The sequence below is a fragment of the Sulfitobacter sp. 1A12157 genome (assembly GCF_043557345.1).
In the GTDB taxonomy this organism is placed as follows: domain Bacteria; phylum Pseudomonadota; class Alphaproteobacteria; order Rhodobacterales; family Rhodobacteraceae; genus Sulfitobacter.
This window is the reverse complement of record NZ_JBIFFV010000003.1, coordinates 196,303-211,931: the sequence shown is the minus strand read 5'-3', so window position 1 is coordinate 211,931 and position 15,629 is coordinate 196,303. Positions and strand designations below refer to the sequence as shown.

Below are 15,629 nucleotides of genomic sequence, written 5' to 3'. Positions count from 1 at the left end.
TGCGCCTCATCACTTGTTGGGCAGGGGACCGATCACCATGACCATTTGGCGGCCTTCCATCTTGGGGAAGTTCTCTACCCGGCCAATCTCTTTGGTGTCGGCAGCGACCCGCTCCAAAAGCTCGCGACCGAGGTTCTGGTGCGCCATCTCGCGGCCACGGAACCGGAGGGTAACCTTCACCTTGTCGCCACCTTCAAGAAACTTGAAGACATTGCGCATCTTCACATCGTAGTCGTTCTTGTCCGTGTTGGGACGGAACTTGACCTCTTTGATCTCGATGATCTTCTGTTTCTTGCGGGCTTCGCTCTCGCGCTTTTGCTGTTCATATTTGAACTTGCCGAAATCCATGATCTTGCACACGGGCGGCTTGGCATTGGGCGAAATTTCAACAAGGTCGAGGCCGGCGTCATCGGCCATTTCCATGGCGCGCTGCGGCGAGACAACGCCGACGTTTTCGCCATCGGCACCGATCAGGCGGATTTCGGGGGCACGGATCTTGTCGTTGACGCGCGGGCCGGTGTCACGTTGGGGCGGCGCGTTATGAGGTCTGCGAGCGATGGTGATGGTCCTTTGATTGTTACCTAATTCGAGAATGCAAGGTAAACCCGCGTGGGGCCATCTTCAAGCCGCAAAATCACGCTATGCGTGGGGTTTGAGGCGATTTACCCTTGATCTGGGGCGATTGTGACGCAATTCACGGCTATGCGGCCCCGGGGGAAATCTTTAACCTCGCGGGGCGTAGATTAAGGGGAATGGAATGAAGAATCTGGTCTGGTTGGTCGTCGCGGCGCTGATTGCGCTGGCAGGCTATATGCTTTTCACCGGCAAGGGGCCGCAGGAAGTGGCCATCGAAGCCTCTGAGGCGATCAATGCGCCCGAGGTGGCCGAAGATATGACCAAGGCCGCCGAAGACGCCGCCGATGCGATCGGGGGCACCGTGGATGCCGCGGGGGAGGCAATCAGCGATGCCGTGGACGACGCCACCGACAGCGCCAATGACGCGGCAGAGCCTGCGGCGCAGAATTAAGCAGGCCCACGCAAAGCCAAAAAGCAAAGGCCGCGTCCGGGGAACCGGGCGCGGCCTTTGCTTTGGTGTGATCTGTTTGACCGGTTACTCGGCGGCGGGCTTCATCTGGAAACCTTCCTTGACCTGATCGGCAGGGGTCACCGGGTAGTCGCCAGAGAAACAGGCGTCACAATACTGCGGGCACTCGGGCTTGCGGCCTTCGGCTTCGCCCACCGCGCGGTAGAGGCCATCGAGCGAGATGAACTTGAGGCTGTCGACCTGCAAATGGTCGCGCATCTCATCTTCGGACATGGTTGCCGCCAGCAGCTTTTCGCGCTGCGGGGTGTCGACGCCGTAGAAACAGGGCCAAGCCGTGGGCGGGGAGGCGATGCGGAAGTGCACCTCCTTCGCGCCCGCGTCGAGGATCATCTCTTTGATTTTGCGCGAGGTCGTGCCGCGCACCACTGAGTCGTCGACCAAGATCACCCGCTTGCCCCGGATCAGCGCGCGGTTGACGTTGAGCTTAAGACGGACCCCCATGTTGCGGATCTGCTCGGTCGGCTCGATGAAGGTGCGGCCCATATATTGGTTGCGGATGATGCCCATCGCATAGGGAATACCGGATTCAAGGCTATAGCCAATCGCCGCCGGCGTGCCGCTGTCTGGCACGGGACAGACGAGGTCGGCCTCTACGGGGCTTTCCTTGGCCAATTCGCGGCCGATATTCTCACGCGTTTCATAGACCGAGCGCCCGCCGAGGATGCTGTCGGGGCGGCTGAAATAGACGTGCTCGAAGATACAGAAACGCGAGGCGACACGGCGGAAGGGGAAATGGCTCTCGACCCCTTTCTCGGTGATCACCACCATCTCGCCCGGTTCGATCTCGCGGACGAATTCGGCACCGATGATGTCGAGCGCGCAGGTTTCCGAACTTAGCGCCCAGCCATCGCCGACACGGCCCAGCACCAGCGGGCGCACGCCGAGCGGGTCGCGCACGCCGATCAGCTTGGTGCGCGTCATCGCCACGACGGAGAAAGCCCCCTCGACCCGGCGCAGCGCATCTTCCATCCGTTCGGGGATGTTTTGCTGCAAGGACCGGGCCATCAGATGAATGATACACTCACTGTCGGATGAGGATTGGAAGATCGAGCCGCGTTCGATCAACTCACGGCGCAGGGCGTTGGCGTTGGTGATATTGCCGTTATGGGCAATCGCGGCCCCGCCCATGGCGAACTCACCAAAGAAGGGCTGCACGTCGCGGATCGCGGTGGGGCCTTTGTTGCCGGATGTCGAATAGCGAACATGACCGATCGACAATTCGCCGGGCAGGGTCTGCATGACATCCTGCGAAGTGAAGTTGTCGCGGACATAGCCAAAGCGGCGGGCGGATTGGAAACCGGCGGTGGGATCGTAGCTGACGATGCCGCCAGCCTCTTGCCCACGGTGCTGGAGGGCGTGCAGGCCAAGGGCCACGAAAGTGGCGGCATCGGCAACGCCAACCACGCCAAAGACGCCGCATTCCTCCTTTAGTTTATCCTCATCTCCGCTGTCGCGCAGATAGGAAGTGTCAAAGGGATGGGCGGGCGGCATGTGCTTGGACAACGGGGCAACTCCGAATCCGGGTGAGGTCGTTGCCTATGTAGGGGCTTCGCAAGCGGCTGTCACCCCGCATGTCGCCGATGGGGCGCAACAGGCAGGATAAAGCGCTGCAATGGTCGCCCTCTAGGCGGCCCCCGCATCTGGCCCGACGCAAACGCAAAACAGGCGGCCATGATGCTCTGGCCGCCTGTCTAAAAGGAGTGTGTTAAGAGAATATGAAGGCCTTAGGCGCTACATTTGCCGACCAGCGCCTCGTAGCGGTTGGTGATCCAGCCAAGCGCCTCTTGCGGGTCTTTCTCTTCAATCTGGCCGGTGAAACGCGAGAATACGGCGGCAGAGCGGCTGTTTTCGACCATCGTGGTCCGCTCACCGGTGATGACGGTATCGTAGACGAAGAAGGCAATCGCCACCAAGAGCACGCCGCGCACGACGCCAAAGATAAAGCCAAGCCCTTGGTCCAGGCCGCCCAGCATCGAGCGGTGCACGAGCGAGGAGAACAGCGGCGTGAAGAGCGAGACCACGATCAGCGCTGCGGCAAAGACCAGCGCGAAGGCACCGATCACCGACAATTCGCAGCTATCGGCCAAGAATTCACCCACATAGGGCAGTTCACGCACCAGTGGTTCGACCTGCGGCGCGAAAAGAAAGGCCAGGACAGCCGCTGCAATCCAGCCGACAATCGCCATCAACTCGCGCACCAGCCCGCGGCCATAGGCCAGCAATGCCGATAGCACGATGACAACCGCGACCACCCCGTCAATAATGGTAAAACCGTCCATGCGCGTTCTCGCCCTCGTCTAAGGGGGGATCAGCCCGCCCCGAAAATTTCGCCAACAAATCCGGTCAGATCGCTCATCGTATTCAGCGCAATTCCGGTCACACCCACAGCCTTGCCGCCGCGCGGTGCAATAGCGCTCGTAAAACCAAGTTTTTGCGCCTCTTTCAACCTGTTTTCCGTCTGGCTGGCGGGGCGCAGCGCACCGGAGAGGCTAATCTCGCCGAAAACAACGGTTTCTGCGGGCAGGGCCGCGTCCTCCCGCGCCGAGAGGATCGCGGCGGCCACAGCCAGATCGGCGGCAGGTTCGGAGATCTTCATGCCCCCTGCCACGTTGAGGTAGACATCCAAGCCCGCGAAGGGAATCCCACAACGCGCCTCCAAGACTGCGAGGATCATCGCCAGACGGCCCGAATCCCAGCCCACCACCGTGCGGCGCGCTTGGGAATGGGGCGAGGGGGCCACGAGCGCCTGAAGCTCGACCAAAACGGGCCGGGTGCCTTCGATGCCCGCAAAGACGACCGACCCGGGGGAGGGCTGTCCGCGTTCCGACAAGAACAGCGCCGAGGGGTTGATCACCTCCGACAAGCCGCCGCCCGTCATCTCGAAAACGCCGATCTCATCCGCCGGGCCGAAGCGGTTCTTGACCGCGCGCAGGATGCGGAACTGATGGCCGCGCTCGCCTTCGAAGTAGAGCACGGTGTCGACCATATGCTCCACCACGCGGGGGCCAGCGATCTGGCCCTCTTTGGTGACATGGCCCACCAGGATCACCGCGACCCCGCGGCGTTTGGCGAAACTGGTCAGCTCATGCGCCGCGGCGCGAACCTGACTGACCGATCCGGGCGCGCTTTCGACGTTGTCGGCCCACATGGTCTGGATCGAGTCGATGATGGCAAGCTGCGGGCGCTCGGCCTCGAGCGTGGTCAGGATGTCGCGCAGATTGGTTTCCGCGGCCAGCTTCACCGGCGCTTCGGAGAGCCCCAGACGCTGCGCGCGCATGCGAACCTGCGCGCTGGCTTCCTCGCCGCTGACATAGATTGTCTTGAGCCCTGAGTTGGCGAAATGCGCGGCGGCTTGCAGCAGAAGGGTCGATTTCCCGATGCCCGGATCGCCGCCCACAAGGATCGCCGAGGCAGGCACCAGCCCGCCGCCCAACACCCGGTCCAATTCCGCGATGCCCGACTGTGCACGCGGGGGCGGGGTTTCCTGTGTGGCAAGATCGGTGAGTTCGATGGCCGATCCGCGCCTTGCGCCCAAGGATTTACTGGGCGGGCCTGCGGAGATGCCTTTGTCTTCGACGATAGAGTTCCACGCGCCGCAGGCGTCACAGCGCCCGGACCATTTGGAATGTTTCGCGCCGCATTCGGCGCAGGAAAAACTGGAGGAGGATTTGGCCATGGGCCCTTTTCGCGTAGCTGCCCGATGGCGTCAAAGGAAAAGCATCCGGCCCTTGGGTGATGATCCCGGGGGGGAACCCATTGGGCCGGATGCCGCCGCTGATTTTACTCGGCGGCTTTGGGCGGCAGGTCGATCACGATATTGTCGAGCGATGTCGTCTCTGGTTTGCGCTCGGGCGTTTCGGTCGGGACGACACGCTCAAGGCCGAGCTCTGGCATGATTTCACGCATCTCGTCACGCAGGCGTTCAAGCTGTGCCACGGCGACGCTTTCTTCCAGTTCGACTTCGTGCAGCCAATGTTTCATCTCGGTCGAGATCGCCTTGGCCTGATCGAGACGGCTGTTGAAAAGTTCAACCTCCTCCTGACGTTGCTTAAGGAAGCTGCGGGCGCGGGCCAGTTTCTCATCCGAATAGACCTCGGCCAGATCGCGGGCCACGTGGCTCATCTGAGCGGCCATCTCCAGCACCGCAGGCTCAAGCGTGCTGAGGTCGGGGTGATCGCGCAGGTAAGCCAGACGTTCGCGCACCGAATCGAATTCCGAACTCATCTGAAAGGTTTCGGCACGGTCGGCGGCATGTACGGCGGCATAGGCGCGGGCCACGTCCTGCATGCCGACGTTGAACTGACGGTGCGAGGTTTCAAGCTGCATGACGCGGCGGTTGGTGGGCAGAAAAAAGCACAGACCCACGGCAAGCACGGTCAGCGCCAGTTGGGCGTACATCCCGGCGTTTTCGACAGGCTCACCACCGTATTGAAGATCAAGGCTGATCCAATTCCACAGGCCGAGGGCCGCCATGATGCTGGCCCCGGTCAGCGCGAGCGCCGCGAGGGCGAAGACCACGACAGCAAGTCGCTGAAAGGCGAATTGGATGAGGTAGGCAAAGGAACGAAGTTGGGACATACTTTCTCCCCCCTGGAAGAGCTACTAAGCAAGTTTCTGCCGACCAACGCCTCCTTATCCTTCTTTGTTCCCATTCCCTGCGGAATTATGCTGAGGATTTAACATAGTGATGCCGGGATTATGGCACAACCTCAGGTTTTTCGGAAGTTTTTTGCGCATCTACGTGTGATTTTAGATCCGCGTCACGGGCTGGGGCCACGCTGTGTCGGGGAGATCAACCATCGGTCGCTCTGCGATTCTATTGGCTATGCAATGCCGAGCGGGGGAAAATTGCCGACCTAATTGGCGTAGTTTCGCGCGTATCTTGCGCCCAATGAGGTAAGCACCTCATAGCCGATCGTGCCCGCCCAATCCGCCAAATCGTCAACGCCCTGGCTTTGCCCCAGCAGTTGCAGGGTCGCGGGCACCTCGTCCAATGCCGAGACATCCACCGTGATCAGGTCCATCGAGACGCGCCCGACGATGGGCAGGGGGACACCCTCATGCTGGAAACAGGCGTTGCCGGTCGCATTGCCCATGGCACGCTGTAGGCCGTCGGCGTAGCCCGCAGCCACGGTGGCGAGCTTTACGGTGCTCTCCGCCGTCCATGTGTTGCCATAGCCCACCGTTTCACCGGGGGTGACGCTGCGGGTCTGTATCACCGGCACGTCGAGGGTGACCACGGGCCGCGCCTCTGTGAAAGGGCGCCCGCCGTAAAGCCCGATGCCGGGCCGGGTGACGTCAAAATGATACTCCGGCCCCAGCAGAATGCCCCCCGTGGCGGAGAGCGAGCGCGGGGCTTCGACCCCTTGGGTCATGTCGCGGAAACTGCGCAGTTGCGCGTCGTTCATCTCGTGATCCGGCGCGTCCGAGCAGGCCAGATGCGACATGATCAGCCCGGGGTTCTGGCTCAGCGCGATGTCGCGCAGGGCCGCCCATTCCGCAGGCTCCATCCCCAGACGGTTCATCCCGCTGTCGAGTTGGATGCCGAAACCATGGCCGGGCAGAGTCTCAAGCTGGCGCAGCAGCTGCTCGGTCGAATTGATCATCGGCGTCAGTGCGGCACCGGAAATCGCCTCGGCATCGCCCGGCATATGACCGGAAAAGACATTGATCACCGGGCCTTCGCCCAAGGCTTGCCGCAGGGCCACGCCCTCTTCGGTCAGGGCCACGAAGAACTGCCGCGCACCGGCCTCGGCCAAAGTCTTGGCCACACGGGCGGCGCCCAGCCCATAGCTGTCGGCTTTGACCACGGCGGCGGTCTCGGCTTTTGTCATTCGGTCGAGGGCACGCCAGTTGTCGGCGATGGCTTGTAGGTCGATGGTCAGGGTCGCTTTGCTCATGCGCGGATGTGGGCCGGAATGAGGGGGGAGGTCAAGCGGCCAAGGGCACCTAACGTCATCCGCGACAGGGAGGCGGGGGATTTGTTACAGTTTTGCCTACGGGATGCGCAGGATGGGGAGGTCAGGCGGATGTCACGGATCAAGATCATGTTCGGCCATGCGGGCGTGTCGCTCATGGCACTAGCGGCCTTGGTGGCCTTTGCTGCCATGCTCTGGGGCGCGCCGCTGTGGTGCTGGGCGCTGGTGCCGCTGGGGGGCGCGGCGCAGATGCTTAATGAGTACACCCTGCACCGGCATGTCTTTCACCTCGCCCCGCCCAAACGGCAATGGGCTTTTGATCTGCTTTACCGCGCCCATTACGGGCACCATGATTTCCCGACCAATCACGGGCTCTTCTTCGTGCCGGTCTGGGTCGCGCTGCCGATGCTGGTGGGAAACTTCCTTCTGGTCTGGGGCATCGCGGCGCTTTTGGGGGCCGAGGCGGCAGTCTGGATTGCCACGGCGATCGTGCCCTTGGGCGGGGTGCTGACCTTTCTGGGCTATGAGTGGTTTCATATGACGGCGCATCTGACGCTGCCGAAGACGGCGGTGGAGCGCCATGTCACGCGGCTGCACAACCAGCATCACTTCCGCGATTTCAACAAGTGGTTCCACGTGAGCCCCGGCGGGCAGATCATTGACCGGGCCTTGGGCACCGATATCGACACCGAGGCGCTGAAGCGCCAGCAGCGCATCGCCTTTATCCGCACCTTGGGGATGCGGCCCGATGACCCGAGGTTGCTGGCCGCGCGCACGCGGTTCGCCGGGAAATACGGGCTGAGCGCGGCCGAAGTGGCCCGGGCCGCGCGGGGCTAGATGTGAAACTTCCGTAACGTCACGGCGCCAGGGGTTGCGTGGTGTCGCGCGCCGCTTACTCTGCTCCCAAATATAAAGGGAGAGAGAGATGAAGCACCATTTGATGACCACAGCGCTCGTCGCATCGGGCTTGGCTGCCGGGGCGGCGCAGGCGGAGAACCGGATCGACACACAATTGCCGGGCGCGCCCGAGCTTGCGGCCTACGGTGATCACGCCGTCGGCGTGCGCACGCTGGAGATGGTCAACCCCGACCAGATCGACATCCTCGCCATCGACCCCGCCGCCGACAAACCCGAGGAGATGCCGCGCTATGACCGGCCGCTGACGGTCGAGATGTATTACCCTGCCGCCGAAGGGGCGGAGGGCGAGACCGCCTTCAAAGCCTTCCTGCGCGATGGCACCACCGAGGTGACGTTGGAGGGGCAGGCGATGCGCGATGTCGATCCGGCGACGGGCAAGACCTTCCCGCTGGTGCTGATCAGCCACGGCTATCCGGGCAACCGGTATCTGCTGTCGCATCTGGCCGAGAACCTCGCCTCCAAGGGCTATGTCGTGGCCTCCATCGACCATACCGACAGCACCTACCGCACGCAGGCGGCCTTTGGCTCGACACTGGTGAACCGCTCGCTGGACCAGCTTTTCGTGCTGGAGCAGATGGCGCAGAAGGCCGCCGAGGGGGGCGATTTCGCGGGGCTTTATGACGCCGAGAACACCGGTCTGATCGGCTATTCCATGGGCGGCTACGGCGCGATCATCACCGCCGGGGGCGGGGTGACCGAGGCGTCGGTCGGCTACACCTGGGGCGGGCCGCATGGCACGCTCGGGATCCATCAGGCGGGCTCCGAGACCCATGACGCGTTGCCCGATCCGCGCATCAAGACCGCCGTGGCCTTCGGCCCCTGGGGGATGAACCGTGGCTTCTGGGATGCCGAAGGTCTGGCCGGCGTGCAGATCCCGATGCTCTTCATCGCAGGCTCGCAGGATGATGTCTCGCTTTATGAGAACGGCATCCGCGCGATCTGGGAGAACACCTCGAACGTGGACCGCGCGCTGCTGACCTACATGAACGCGGGCCATAACGCGGGCGCCCCGATGCCTGCGCCGGAGGAGGCCTATTACTTCAGCGAAGACAAGGGCTTCAATATCTCGGAGCATTACACCGACGCGGTCTGGGACACGGCGCGGATGAACAATATCGCGCAGCATTTCGTGACCGCTTGGATGGACAGTCATTTGAAGGGTGAGGCGGCGAAGGCTGCGTATTTGGACCTGGTGGAGAACTCAAACGACGGCGTCTGGTCGGTCGAGGAGGACGGAACCGAGAAGGAAGACCACAGCTACTGGAAGGGGTTCCCGGAAGGGACGGCGAAGGGGCTGATGTATGAGGTGAAACCGGCCTCCGAGTAAGGCCGGTGGCCCGGTGTAAATGCCGGGCCTCTCTTTTCTGCCCTCCTGAACTGGAACTGTCCGAGGGCCTCGCGTCGGACCGAACCGCCCGGGGCCGCCCCCCGGGCGACGTGGCTCAGGGCTTGATATAGGTATAACCCATCTGTTACAGCCGCGAGAGTTCGGCGACGCCTGAGGGGACGATATCCTCCTGCCAGACATCGTAGAGATCGTTCTCGTAGCTGATCTTGCGGCCGCGCAGGGTGTTCTCGCAGACATGGAAGGCGACGTTCTGGCCCTTCAGCGAGGAGACGGTGGTCTGCATCTTTTCGTTGCCCTTGGTGTCGGCCAGAAGGCTCAGACCGTTGCCGTGCAGCACGACCTTGATGTCGATGTTCTCGGCACCGACAGCATTGATGTGGTTCTGGATGTTGCGCATGGCCCCGAGGTGCGCCTTGGAGGCCTCGCCGCCGTCGTAGTTGATGTGGTAGACGACCTTCTGCTTGCCATAGCGCTCGGTCTCCTCGGCTTGAAGGGCGAAGGCGAGGCTGCTGGCCAGAAGGATGCAGATGGCGCGGATCAGATTTGTCATGTGATGGCTCCCTGTTGCTGCCCGCCCCACGGGGTGCGGGGCCGGGACGGGATCAGCCTAGCAGCGGCCCGGCACATTCCAAATCATTTATTCGCATATGATGTTTTGACGGGTGACTTAGGCGCGCTCTCCTTGGGCCAGAGCTGCTCCGGGCCCGGAATCAAGCCGCAGGCGCCGGGCCATCGCCTGCCCGCTCCGTCACGCCGAAGGCGTGCCGGTTTTCATTGGCGCACCTTTGGTGCGACCGGGTAGGCGATTGGTGGGGCTTGGCGCGACTGCGCTGAACACAGGTCACGGTTGAGCTATAAAAGGGGCATCGAACCTCTGTCGCATCGCCGACCCGCGGGCAGACGGTGGCCCTTCGGCCAGTATTGCCACCAGGCCCGGAACAAGCCGTAGGCGCCGGGCCATCGCCTGCCCGCCCGGACGGGTAGGCGATTTGGTGAGGTTGGCTGGTACCTCGCGGAACGCATATCTTAACTGAACCATAAAGTGGCACGAGGCCACCGGGGATCGCCCACCCGCGGGCAGGCGATGGCCCTAAGTTCTTTAGGATCGCTGCTCAGGAGAAACGGAAGGCCCTCGGCCCTCAGAATTCCTGATCGTCCCCGCCACCCTGCTGCCAAGGCTGCACGAGGTTCCCGAAGCGGGTGAACTTGCCCTCGAAGCTGAGATCCACCGTGCCGATGGGGCCGTGACGCTGCTTGCCGATCACCACTTCGGCGCGGCCGTGCAGGCGCTCCATCTCTTCTTGCCAGACCGCCATCTTGTCGAGCTCGTGATCGCCGGGCTTTTCGCGTTCCTTGTAGTATTCCTCACGGTACACGAACATCACCACATCAGCGTCCTGTTCGATCGAGCCGGATTCCCGGAGGTCCGAAAGCTGCGGGCGTTTATCGTCCCGGCTTTCCACCTGACGCGAGAGCTGGGACAGGGCGATCACCGGGATGTCGAGTTCCTTGGCGATGGCTTTGAGACCCATGGTGATCTCGGAAATCTCGTTCACCCGGTTTTCGGATTTGCCGGTGCCGCGCACCAGCTGCAAATAGTCGATGATCAGCACGTCGAGCCCGTGGGTCCGTTTCAGCCGCCGTGCGCGCGCGGCAAGTTGGCTGATCGGCAGGGCGGGCGTGTCGTCGATAAAGAGCGGGCAGGCTTCGAGCGCCTTGGCGGCATCAACAAAACGGCGGAACTCGGCCTCGGTCATGTCGCCCGAGCGGATCTGGTGGCTGGGAATCTCGGCGGCTTCCGACAGGATCCGCGAGGCAAGCTGCTCGGCGCTCATCTCGAGGCTGTAAAAGCCCACGACGCCGCCGTCGATGGCGCCCTCGGTGCCGTCGGGCTTCATCCCGCGCTTATAGGCCTTGGCCACGTTAAAAGCGATGTTTGTCGCGAGCGATGTCTTACCCATCGAAGGACGCCCGGCGAGGATCAGAAGGTCAGAGCGGTGCAGACCGCCCAGTTTCTTGTCCATGTCGATCAGCCCGGTGGAGACGCCCGAGAGGCCGCCATCCCGCTGGTAGGCGGCATTGGCCACGTTGACCGCATCCGTGACGGCCTTGAGGAAGGACTGGAAACCGCTTTCCACCTGACCCTGTTCGGCCAGCTTGTAAAGCTCCTGCTCGGCCTCGACGATCTGCTCGCGTGGCTCGGAAGAGACATCGACCTGTGCTGCCTTGGCCGAGATGTCGCGGCCCAGTTGGATGAGATCACGGCGCACGGCGAGGTCATAGATCATCTGCGCGTAGTCGCGCACGGCGAAGGCGCTGATCGCCGCACCGGCGAGGCGGGCGAGATAGGCTGGGCCGCCCAACTCCTTCAGCCCCTCGTCGTCCTCCATAAAGGCTTTGAGCGTAACCGGGGAGGCGAGGTTGTTCTTGGCGATCCGCTGGGCTGCGATATCAAAGATGCGGGCGTGAACCGGCTCGTAAAAATGTTTGGGGCCAATGACGGATGCCACGCGGTCGTAGACGTCATTGTTGGTCAGGATCGCGCCCAAAAGCTGCTGTTCGGCCTCGATCGAATGCGGCATCGATTCCGGTGCCTGCACGGCCAATTGGTTCGCGTTCAGCGATGTAATCTCGTTCATGACCTCACCCATTTCTACCCAGGTGGACCTCATAGCCAGTGGGTTCGCCCGGCGCAAATTGTATCTTTTGTGGATATCTTTACCGACAAAAGGCCCCACCACATTTTGCCTTGTGGTGGGGCCTTCGGTCAACATCTTGCGGAAATTCGGTTAACCTTTGCGGGATTCCTGCCAGTCGCGCGGGGCATTCAGGAAGGTTTCAACCTCGCTCAGCGTGCCCGCGTCAAAGGCCCCTTGAGCGCGGGCCTCGGCCAGCACGTCCCACCATGTGCAAAGCGCATGAAGCGTAACGCCATGGTCGCCAAGGGTCTTTTCGGTCTGGGGGAAGATGCCATAGTGAAAGATCACCGCCGTGTGGGCGCAACTCGCCCCGGTTTCGCGAATCGCGTCGACGAAGCTGAGTTTGGAGCCGCCATCGGTGGTCAGGTCTTCGACCAGCAACACGCGTTGGCCGGGCGTCATCTCACCTTCGATCCGCGCGTTGCGGCCGTAGCCTTTCGGCTTTTTGCGCACATAGGTCATTGGCAGCGCCATCCGTTCGGCAACCATGGCCGCAAAGGGGATGCCTGCCGTCTCGCCCCCGGCGATATTGTCGAACGCCTCAAAGCCCGCGTCACGCATGACGGTGACGGTGAGGAAATCCATCAGCGTCGCGCGGATCCGCGGGTGGGAGATCAGTTTGCGGCAGTCGATATAGGTGGGCGATGGCAGGCCCGACGCCAGTGTGAAGGGCTCATCCGCGTTGAAATGTACCGCGCCGATCTCCAGCAGCATGCGCGCGGTGAGGCGGGCCATTTCTTGGGGGCTTGGGTGGCTGGTGGGGATCATGGCAGGCGTCCTTGGGCGGGGGAAAGGTCGGAGCGGTATTTAAGAAAGGATGAAGATCAGGTGGTCCAGTGCAGATCGAAACCGGGGTCGAAGACCGTGACCGGCCCGTCGGGCGTGTCGATGCTGCTGGGGTGGTGGGGCGCTTCGCGGCGCAGGGTGATCTGTGCCTCGTTCGGCGGCAGGCCGTAGAAGGCGGGGCCGTTGAGCGAGGTGAAGGCTTCGAGCTTGTCGAGCGCGCCGTCTTCTTCGAACACCTGAGCGAGGATCGACAGTGTGTTGGGCGCGGTGAAGCAGCCGGCGCAGCCGCAGGGTTGCAGTTTCGCGCCATCGGTATGGGGCGCGCTATCGGTGCCGAGGAAGAAGCGCGGATCGCCGGAGGTGGCCGCTTGGCGCAATGCGCGGCGGTGGGTCTCGCGTTTGGCGACTGGCAGGCAGTAATAATGTGGGCGGATGCCACCGGCGAGGATGTGGTTGCGGTTGATCACCAGATGGTGCGTGGTGATCGTGGCGGCAAGACCGCTGTCGTTGCTGCGCACGTAGTCGGCGGCCTCGGCGGTGGTGATATGTTCCATAATCACGCGCAGCGCGGGGTGGGCGCGGCGGATTGGGTCGAGCACACGGTCGATGAAGACGGCTTCGCGGTCGAAGATGTCGACCTCGCTGTCGGTAACCTCGCCGTGGGTGCAAAGGGGCAGGCCGATTTCGGCCATGCGGTCGAGCACCGGGGCGACATTGTCGAAGTTCGACACGCCGCTGGCAGAGTTGGTCGTGGCACCTGCGGGGTAGAGTTTGACGGCGTGGATCAACCCTTCGGCATGGGCGCGGGCGACATCGTCGGGGTCCGTCTCCTCGGTCAGGTAGAGGGTCATCAGGGGGGTGAAATCGGCGCCTTCGGGCAGCGCGGCCATGATCCGGTCGCGGTAGGCGGCGGCCTGGGCGCCTGTCACCACGGGGGGCACGAGATTGGGCATGATGATGGCGCGGGCGAAGTCGCGGGCGCTGTGCGGGACCACGGCGCGCAGCATGTCGCCGTCGCGCAGGTGCAGGTGCCAGTCATCGGGACGGCGGATCGTGAGGCTTTGTGTCATGGGCGCGGAGCTAGCACAGAGCGGGGCGGCGCGCCAGATTGAAAACCTATCCGGTGGCGGTTGCGGCCTCGGACACGCGGGCCTTGCGTCTGGCGCGGATGCGTTCGAGGCGGCGGGCAAAGCGGGGGGCCTTCATCCGGGCCGAAACATTGGCGCAGAGCGCTTCGAGCAGCCTTTCGCGCCCTTGGGTGTTGATCGCTTGGCTGAGGTTGCGCAGATAGGGCAGGTAATCGCGCCGCGCGCGGTAGAGGGCGGCGAAGCGGGCCGCGTCCAGCGTGCCTTCGGCGGCGGCTTGCAGCAGCGGGTCGAGCTGGTCGATCTCCAGCAGGTCGGTTTGCAGCGCATCGCCCATGAAGGGCATCCGCAATTTGGTGACATTGGCGCGGGTGAAGAGCGCCGCATGCATCGCGTCGAGCCTCTCGCGCGGGTCGTAGAGGACAAAGACCCGTTCGGCGGCGTCGAGCATATCGGGCGCATAGCCATAGCGGGAGGTGAAATCGAGGATGCGCATATCGGCGAAACGGTCATCCCATTCGGTGATGCGCGGGTTCAGCGTGGCCTGCGGTTGGATCGCCACCACAGCCGCGCCGGGGGCGGCGACGGAATAGGCGGCGGCGGCATAGGCGCAGGGGCCAGCGCCATAGAAGAGCACTTGATCGAATTCGTCGAAGAAGCCGTCGTCGATCAGCCGGTCGAAATAGGCATAGACCTCTTCGGCGCGGAACCATGTGTCGCCGTCGCTGGCCAAGCATAGATGCGACCAGTCGTGATTGCGCACCATGTCCCAGCCCAAGGGCTGCGCCTTGTCGGAGAGGGCATGCATGCCTTGGTAGGTCTCGAAGGTGACGAGCAGCGTCGTCTCACGTTCGATGAAGGCGGAGAAGTGGCTTTTGCCCAGAGATTGGAAATAGCCGTCTTCTTCGGCCACGGCTTCAACCGCGCGCAGCCATTCGCGTTTGGGCATATCGGCCAGTGAGCTTTCGATTGTGGGCGTCTCGCGCGGCATCGGGCATCCTCGGGCTTGTCGGGGCGGGGCAGATCCGCCGTTTCAGCTGGGTCTAGCCGGATATTAGGGCGAAAATGCGGAAAATCCGTGAGAAAATGAAGAGAATGTGACGGTTTTCCGGGGGCGCTGCCTACCAGTTGCGGCGGAAAGCCACGACTTTGTTGTGCGAGCCGCGGTGATAATAGGCCAAGCCCGCCTGCATGAAGGCGGTGAAGACCTTGTTGACGCCCTCGGGGCCGATCCATTGTGGGTGCAATTCGATGATCGCGGCGCGGAGGCTGTCGAGCGGCATGGTGGGGATCAGATCGACTTCGGCACCTTCGATATCGCAGATCAAGACGCTCGGGGTAAGGTCGGCAAAGACTTGGGCCGCGTCGAGCACGTCGATCTGATGGGTTTTAGGTGGGTCTTCGTCTTTGAAACGGGTCAGGGAAGACGACAAAATGCGGTCGCGCACATAGAACGCCGCTTTGCCGGGGGTGGGGCCGAGGATGGCGTTGACGACATGGGTGTTGGACAGGCCGTTGGCCGCGTGGACCCTTCGGATATAGGGGATAAGGTCCGGGTTCGCCTCAAAGGAGTGGACCGAGGCGACATTGCGTTTACTGGCCACCAGCGTCGACATATAGCCGATACCGCCGCCCAATTCGATCACCCTGTCGCCTTCGCGGACCACGCGCAGCGCGGCTTCGCTTTCCTTCGCTTCATAGGCGTTCTGTCGCAACAGCTTGCGGATCCGCCCGCGCAGGATTGCCGGATCGTCGGGAAATTTCATGCCG

Annotated in this window: 15 protein-coding genes; 3 read left to right on the top strand and 12 right to left on the bottom strand. The window is 62.8% G+C overall.

Annotated elements, in window-relative coordinates; genetic code table 11:
- Positions 1-9 precede the first annotated feature (9 nt).
- Positions 10-558, bottom strand: coding sequence for a translation initiation factor IF-3 (gene infC, locus ACGYLC_RS07645; protein ID WP_209217843.1), 549 nt, complete (start codon positions 556-558; stop codon positions 10-12).
- 199 nt (positions 559-757) lie between these two features.
- Here infC and ACGYLC_RS07640 point away from each other — a divergent pair, with 199 nt between their 5' ends.
- Positions 758-1,027, top strand: coding sequence for a hypothetical protein (locus tag ACGYLC_RS07640; RefSeq protein ID WP_394422416.1), 270 nt, complete (start codon positions 758-760; stop codon positions 1,025-1,027).
- An 84-nt stretch (positions 1,028-1,111) separates the two neighbouring features.
- On the opposite strand, the gene purF is transcribed toward ACGYLC_RS07640, so the two are convergent.
- The 5 genes from purF to alr all read right to left on the bottom strand — a co-directional run bounded on the left by purF (position 1,112) and on the right by alr (position 7,005).
- Entirely contained in the window at positions 1,112-2,596 is a 1,485-nt protein-coding gene (gene purF, locus ACGYLC_RS07635) for an amidophosphoribosyltransferase (protein ID WP_394402698.1), read from the bottom strand.
- A 233-nt stretch (positions 2,597-2,829) separates the two neighbouring features.
- Positions 2,830-3,384: a CvpA family protein gene (locus ACGYLC_RS07630; protein ID WP_067629130.1), complete on the bottom strand. Its 555-nt coding sequence runs from the start codon at positions 3,382-3,384 to the stop codon at positions 2,830-2,832.
- A gap of 29 nt (positions 3,385-3,413) precedes the next feature.
- Positions 3,414-4,781: a DNA repair protein RadA gene (gene radA / locus ACGYLC_RS07625; protein ID WP_067268243.1), complete on the bottom strand. Its 1,368-nt coding sequence runs from the start codon at positions 4,779-4,781 to the stop codon at positions 3,414-3,416.
- A 104-nt stretch (positions 4,782-4,885) separates the two neighbouring features.
- A complete protein-coding gene (locus ACGYLC_RS07620; RefSeq protein WP_394422415.1) occupies positions 4,886-5,683 on the bottom strand; it encodes a DNA repair protein in 798 nt (265 codons plus the stop codon).
- A gap of 278 nt (positions 5,684-5,961) precedes the next feature.
- Positions 5,962-7,005 carry an alanine racemase gene (gene alr / locus ACGYLC_RS07615; protein WP_394402605.1) on the bottom strand — a complete coding sequence of 348 codons (1,044 nt, stop codon included), beginning with the start codon at positions 7,003-7,005 and terminating at the stop codon, positions 5,962-5,964.
- A gap of 129 nt (positions 7,006-7,134) precedes the next feature.
- Here alr and ACGYLC_RS07610 point away from each other — a divergent pair, with 129 nt between their 5' ends.
- The gene (locus tag ACGYLC_RS07610; protein ID WP_394422414.1) at positions 7,135-7,860 is read left to right on the top strand and encodes a sterol desaturase family protein; all 726 of its coding nucleotides are present in this window, start codon (positions 7,135-7,137) and stop codon (positions 7,858-7,860) included.
- A gap of 88 nt (positions 7,861-7,948) precedes the next feature.
- Positions 7,949-9,268 carry an alpha/beta hydrolase family protein gene (locus ACGYLC_RS07605; protein ID WP_394422413.1) on the top strand — a complete coding sequence of 440 codons (1,320 nt, stop codon included), beginning with the start codon at positions 7,949-7,951 and terminating at the stop codon, positions 9,266-9,268.
- Between the two features lie 145 nt (positions 9,269-9,413).
- Here ACGYLC_RS07605 and ACGYLC_RS07600 read toward each other — a convergent pair whose 3' ends face one another.
- From ACGYLC_RS07600 to ACGYLC_RS07575, 6 genes are all read right to left on the bottom strand, one after another.
- Positions 9,414-9,839, bottom strand: a complete 426-nt coding sequence (locus tag ACGYLC_RS07600; protein ID WP_394422412.1) for a DsrE family protein — start codon at positions 9,837-9,839, stop codon at positions 9,414-9,416.
- Positions 9,840-10,428: 589 nt separating this feature from the next.
- Complete coding sequence (locus ACGYLC_RS07595; protein WP_067268251.1) at positions 10,429-11,928, bottom strand: replicative DNA helicase; 1,500 nt, start codon at positions 11,926-11,928, stop codon at positions 10,429-10,431.
- Positions 11,929-12,078: 150 nt separating this feature from the next.
- A complete protein-coding gene (locus ACGYLC_RS07590) occupies positions 12,079-12,756 on the bottom strand; it encodes an orotate phosphoribosyltransferase (RefSeq protein WP_394422411.1) in 678 nt (225 codons plus the stop codon).
- Positions 12,757-12,812: 56 nt separating this feature from the next.
- The gene (pyrC, locus tag ACGYLC_RS07585; RefSeq protein WP_394422410.1) at positions 12,813-13,844 is read right to left on the bottom strand and encodes a dihydroorotase; all 1,032 of its coding nucleotides are present in this window, start codon (positions 13,842-13,844) and stop codon (positions 12,813-12,815) included.
- Between the two features lie 46 nt (positions 13,845-13,890).
- Positions 13,891-14,850: a phosphoadenosine phosphosulfate reductase gene (locus ACGYLC_RS07580; RefSeq protein ID WP_394412479.1), complete on the bottom strand. Its 960-nt coding sequence runs from the start codon at positions 14,848-14,850 to the stop codon at positions 13,891-13,893.
- 130 nt (positions 14,851-14,980) lie between these two features.
- The gene (locus ACGYLC_RS07575; protein ID WP_394422409.1) at positions 14,981-15,625 is read right to left on the bottom strand and encodes an FkbM family methyltransferase; all 645 of its coding nucleotides are present in this window, start codon (positions 15,623-15,625) and stop codon (positions 14,981-14,983) included.
- Between the last annotated feature and the right edge of the window lie 4 nt (positions 15,626-15,629).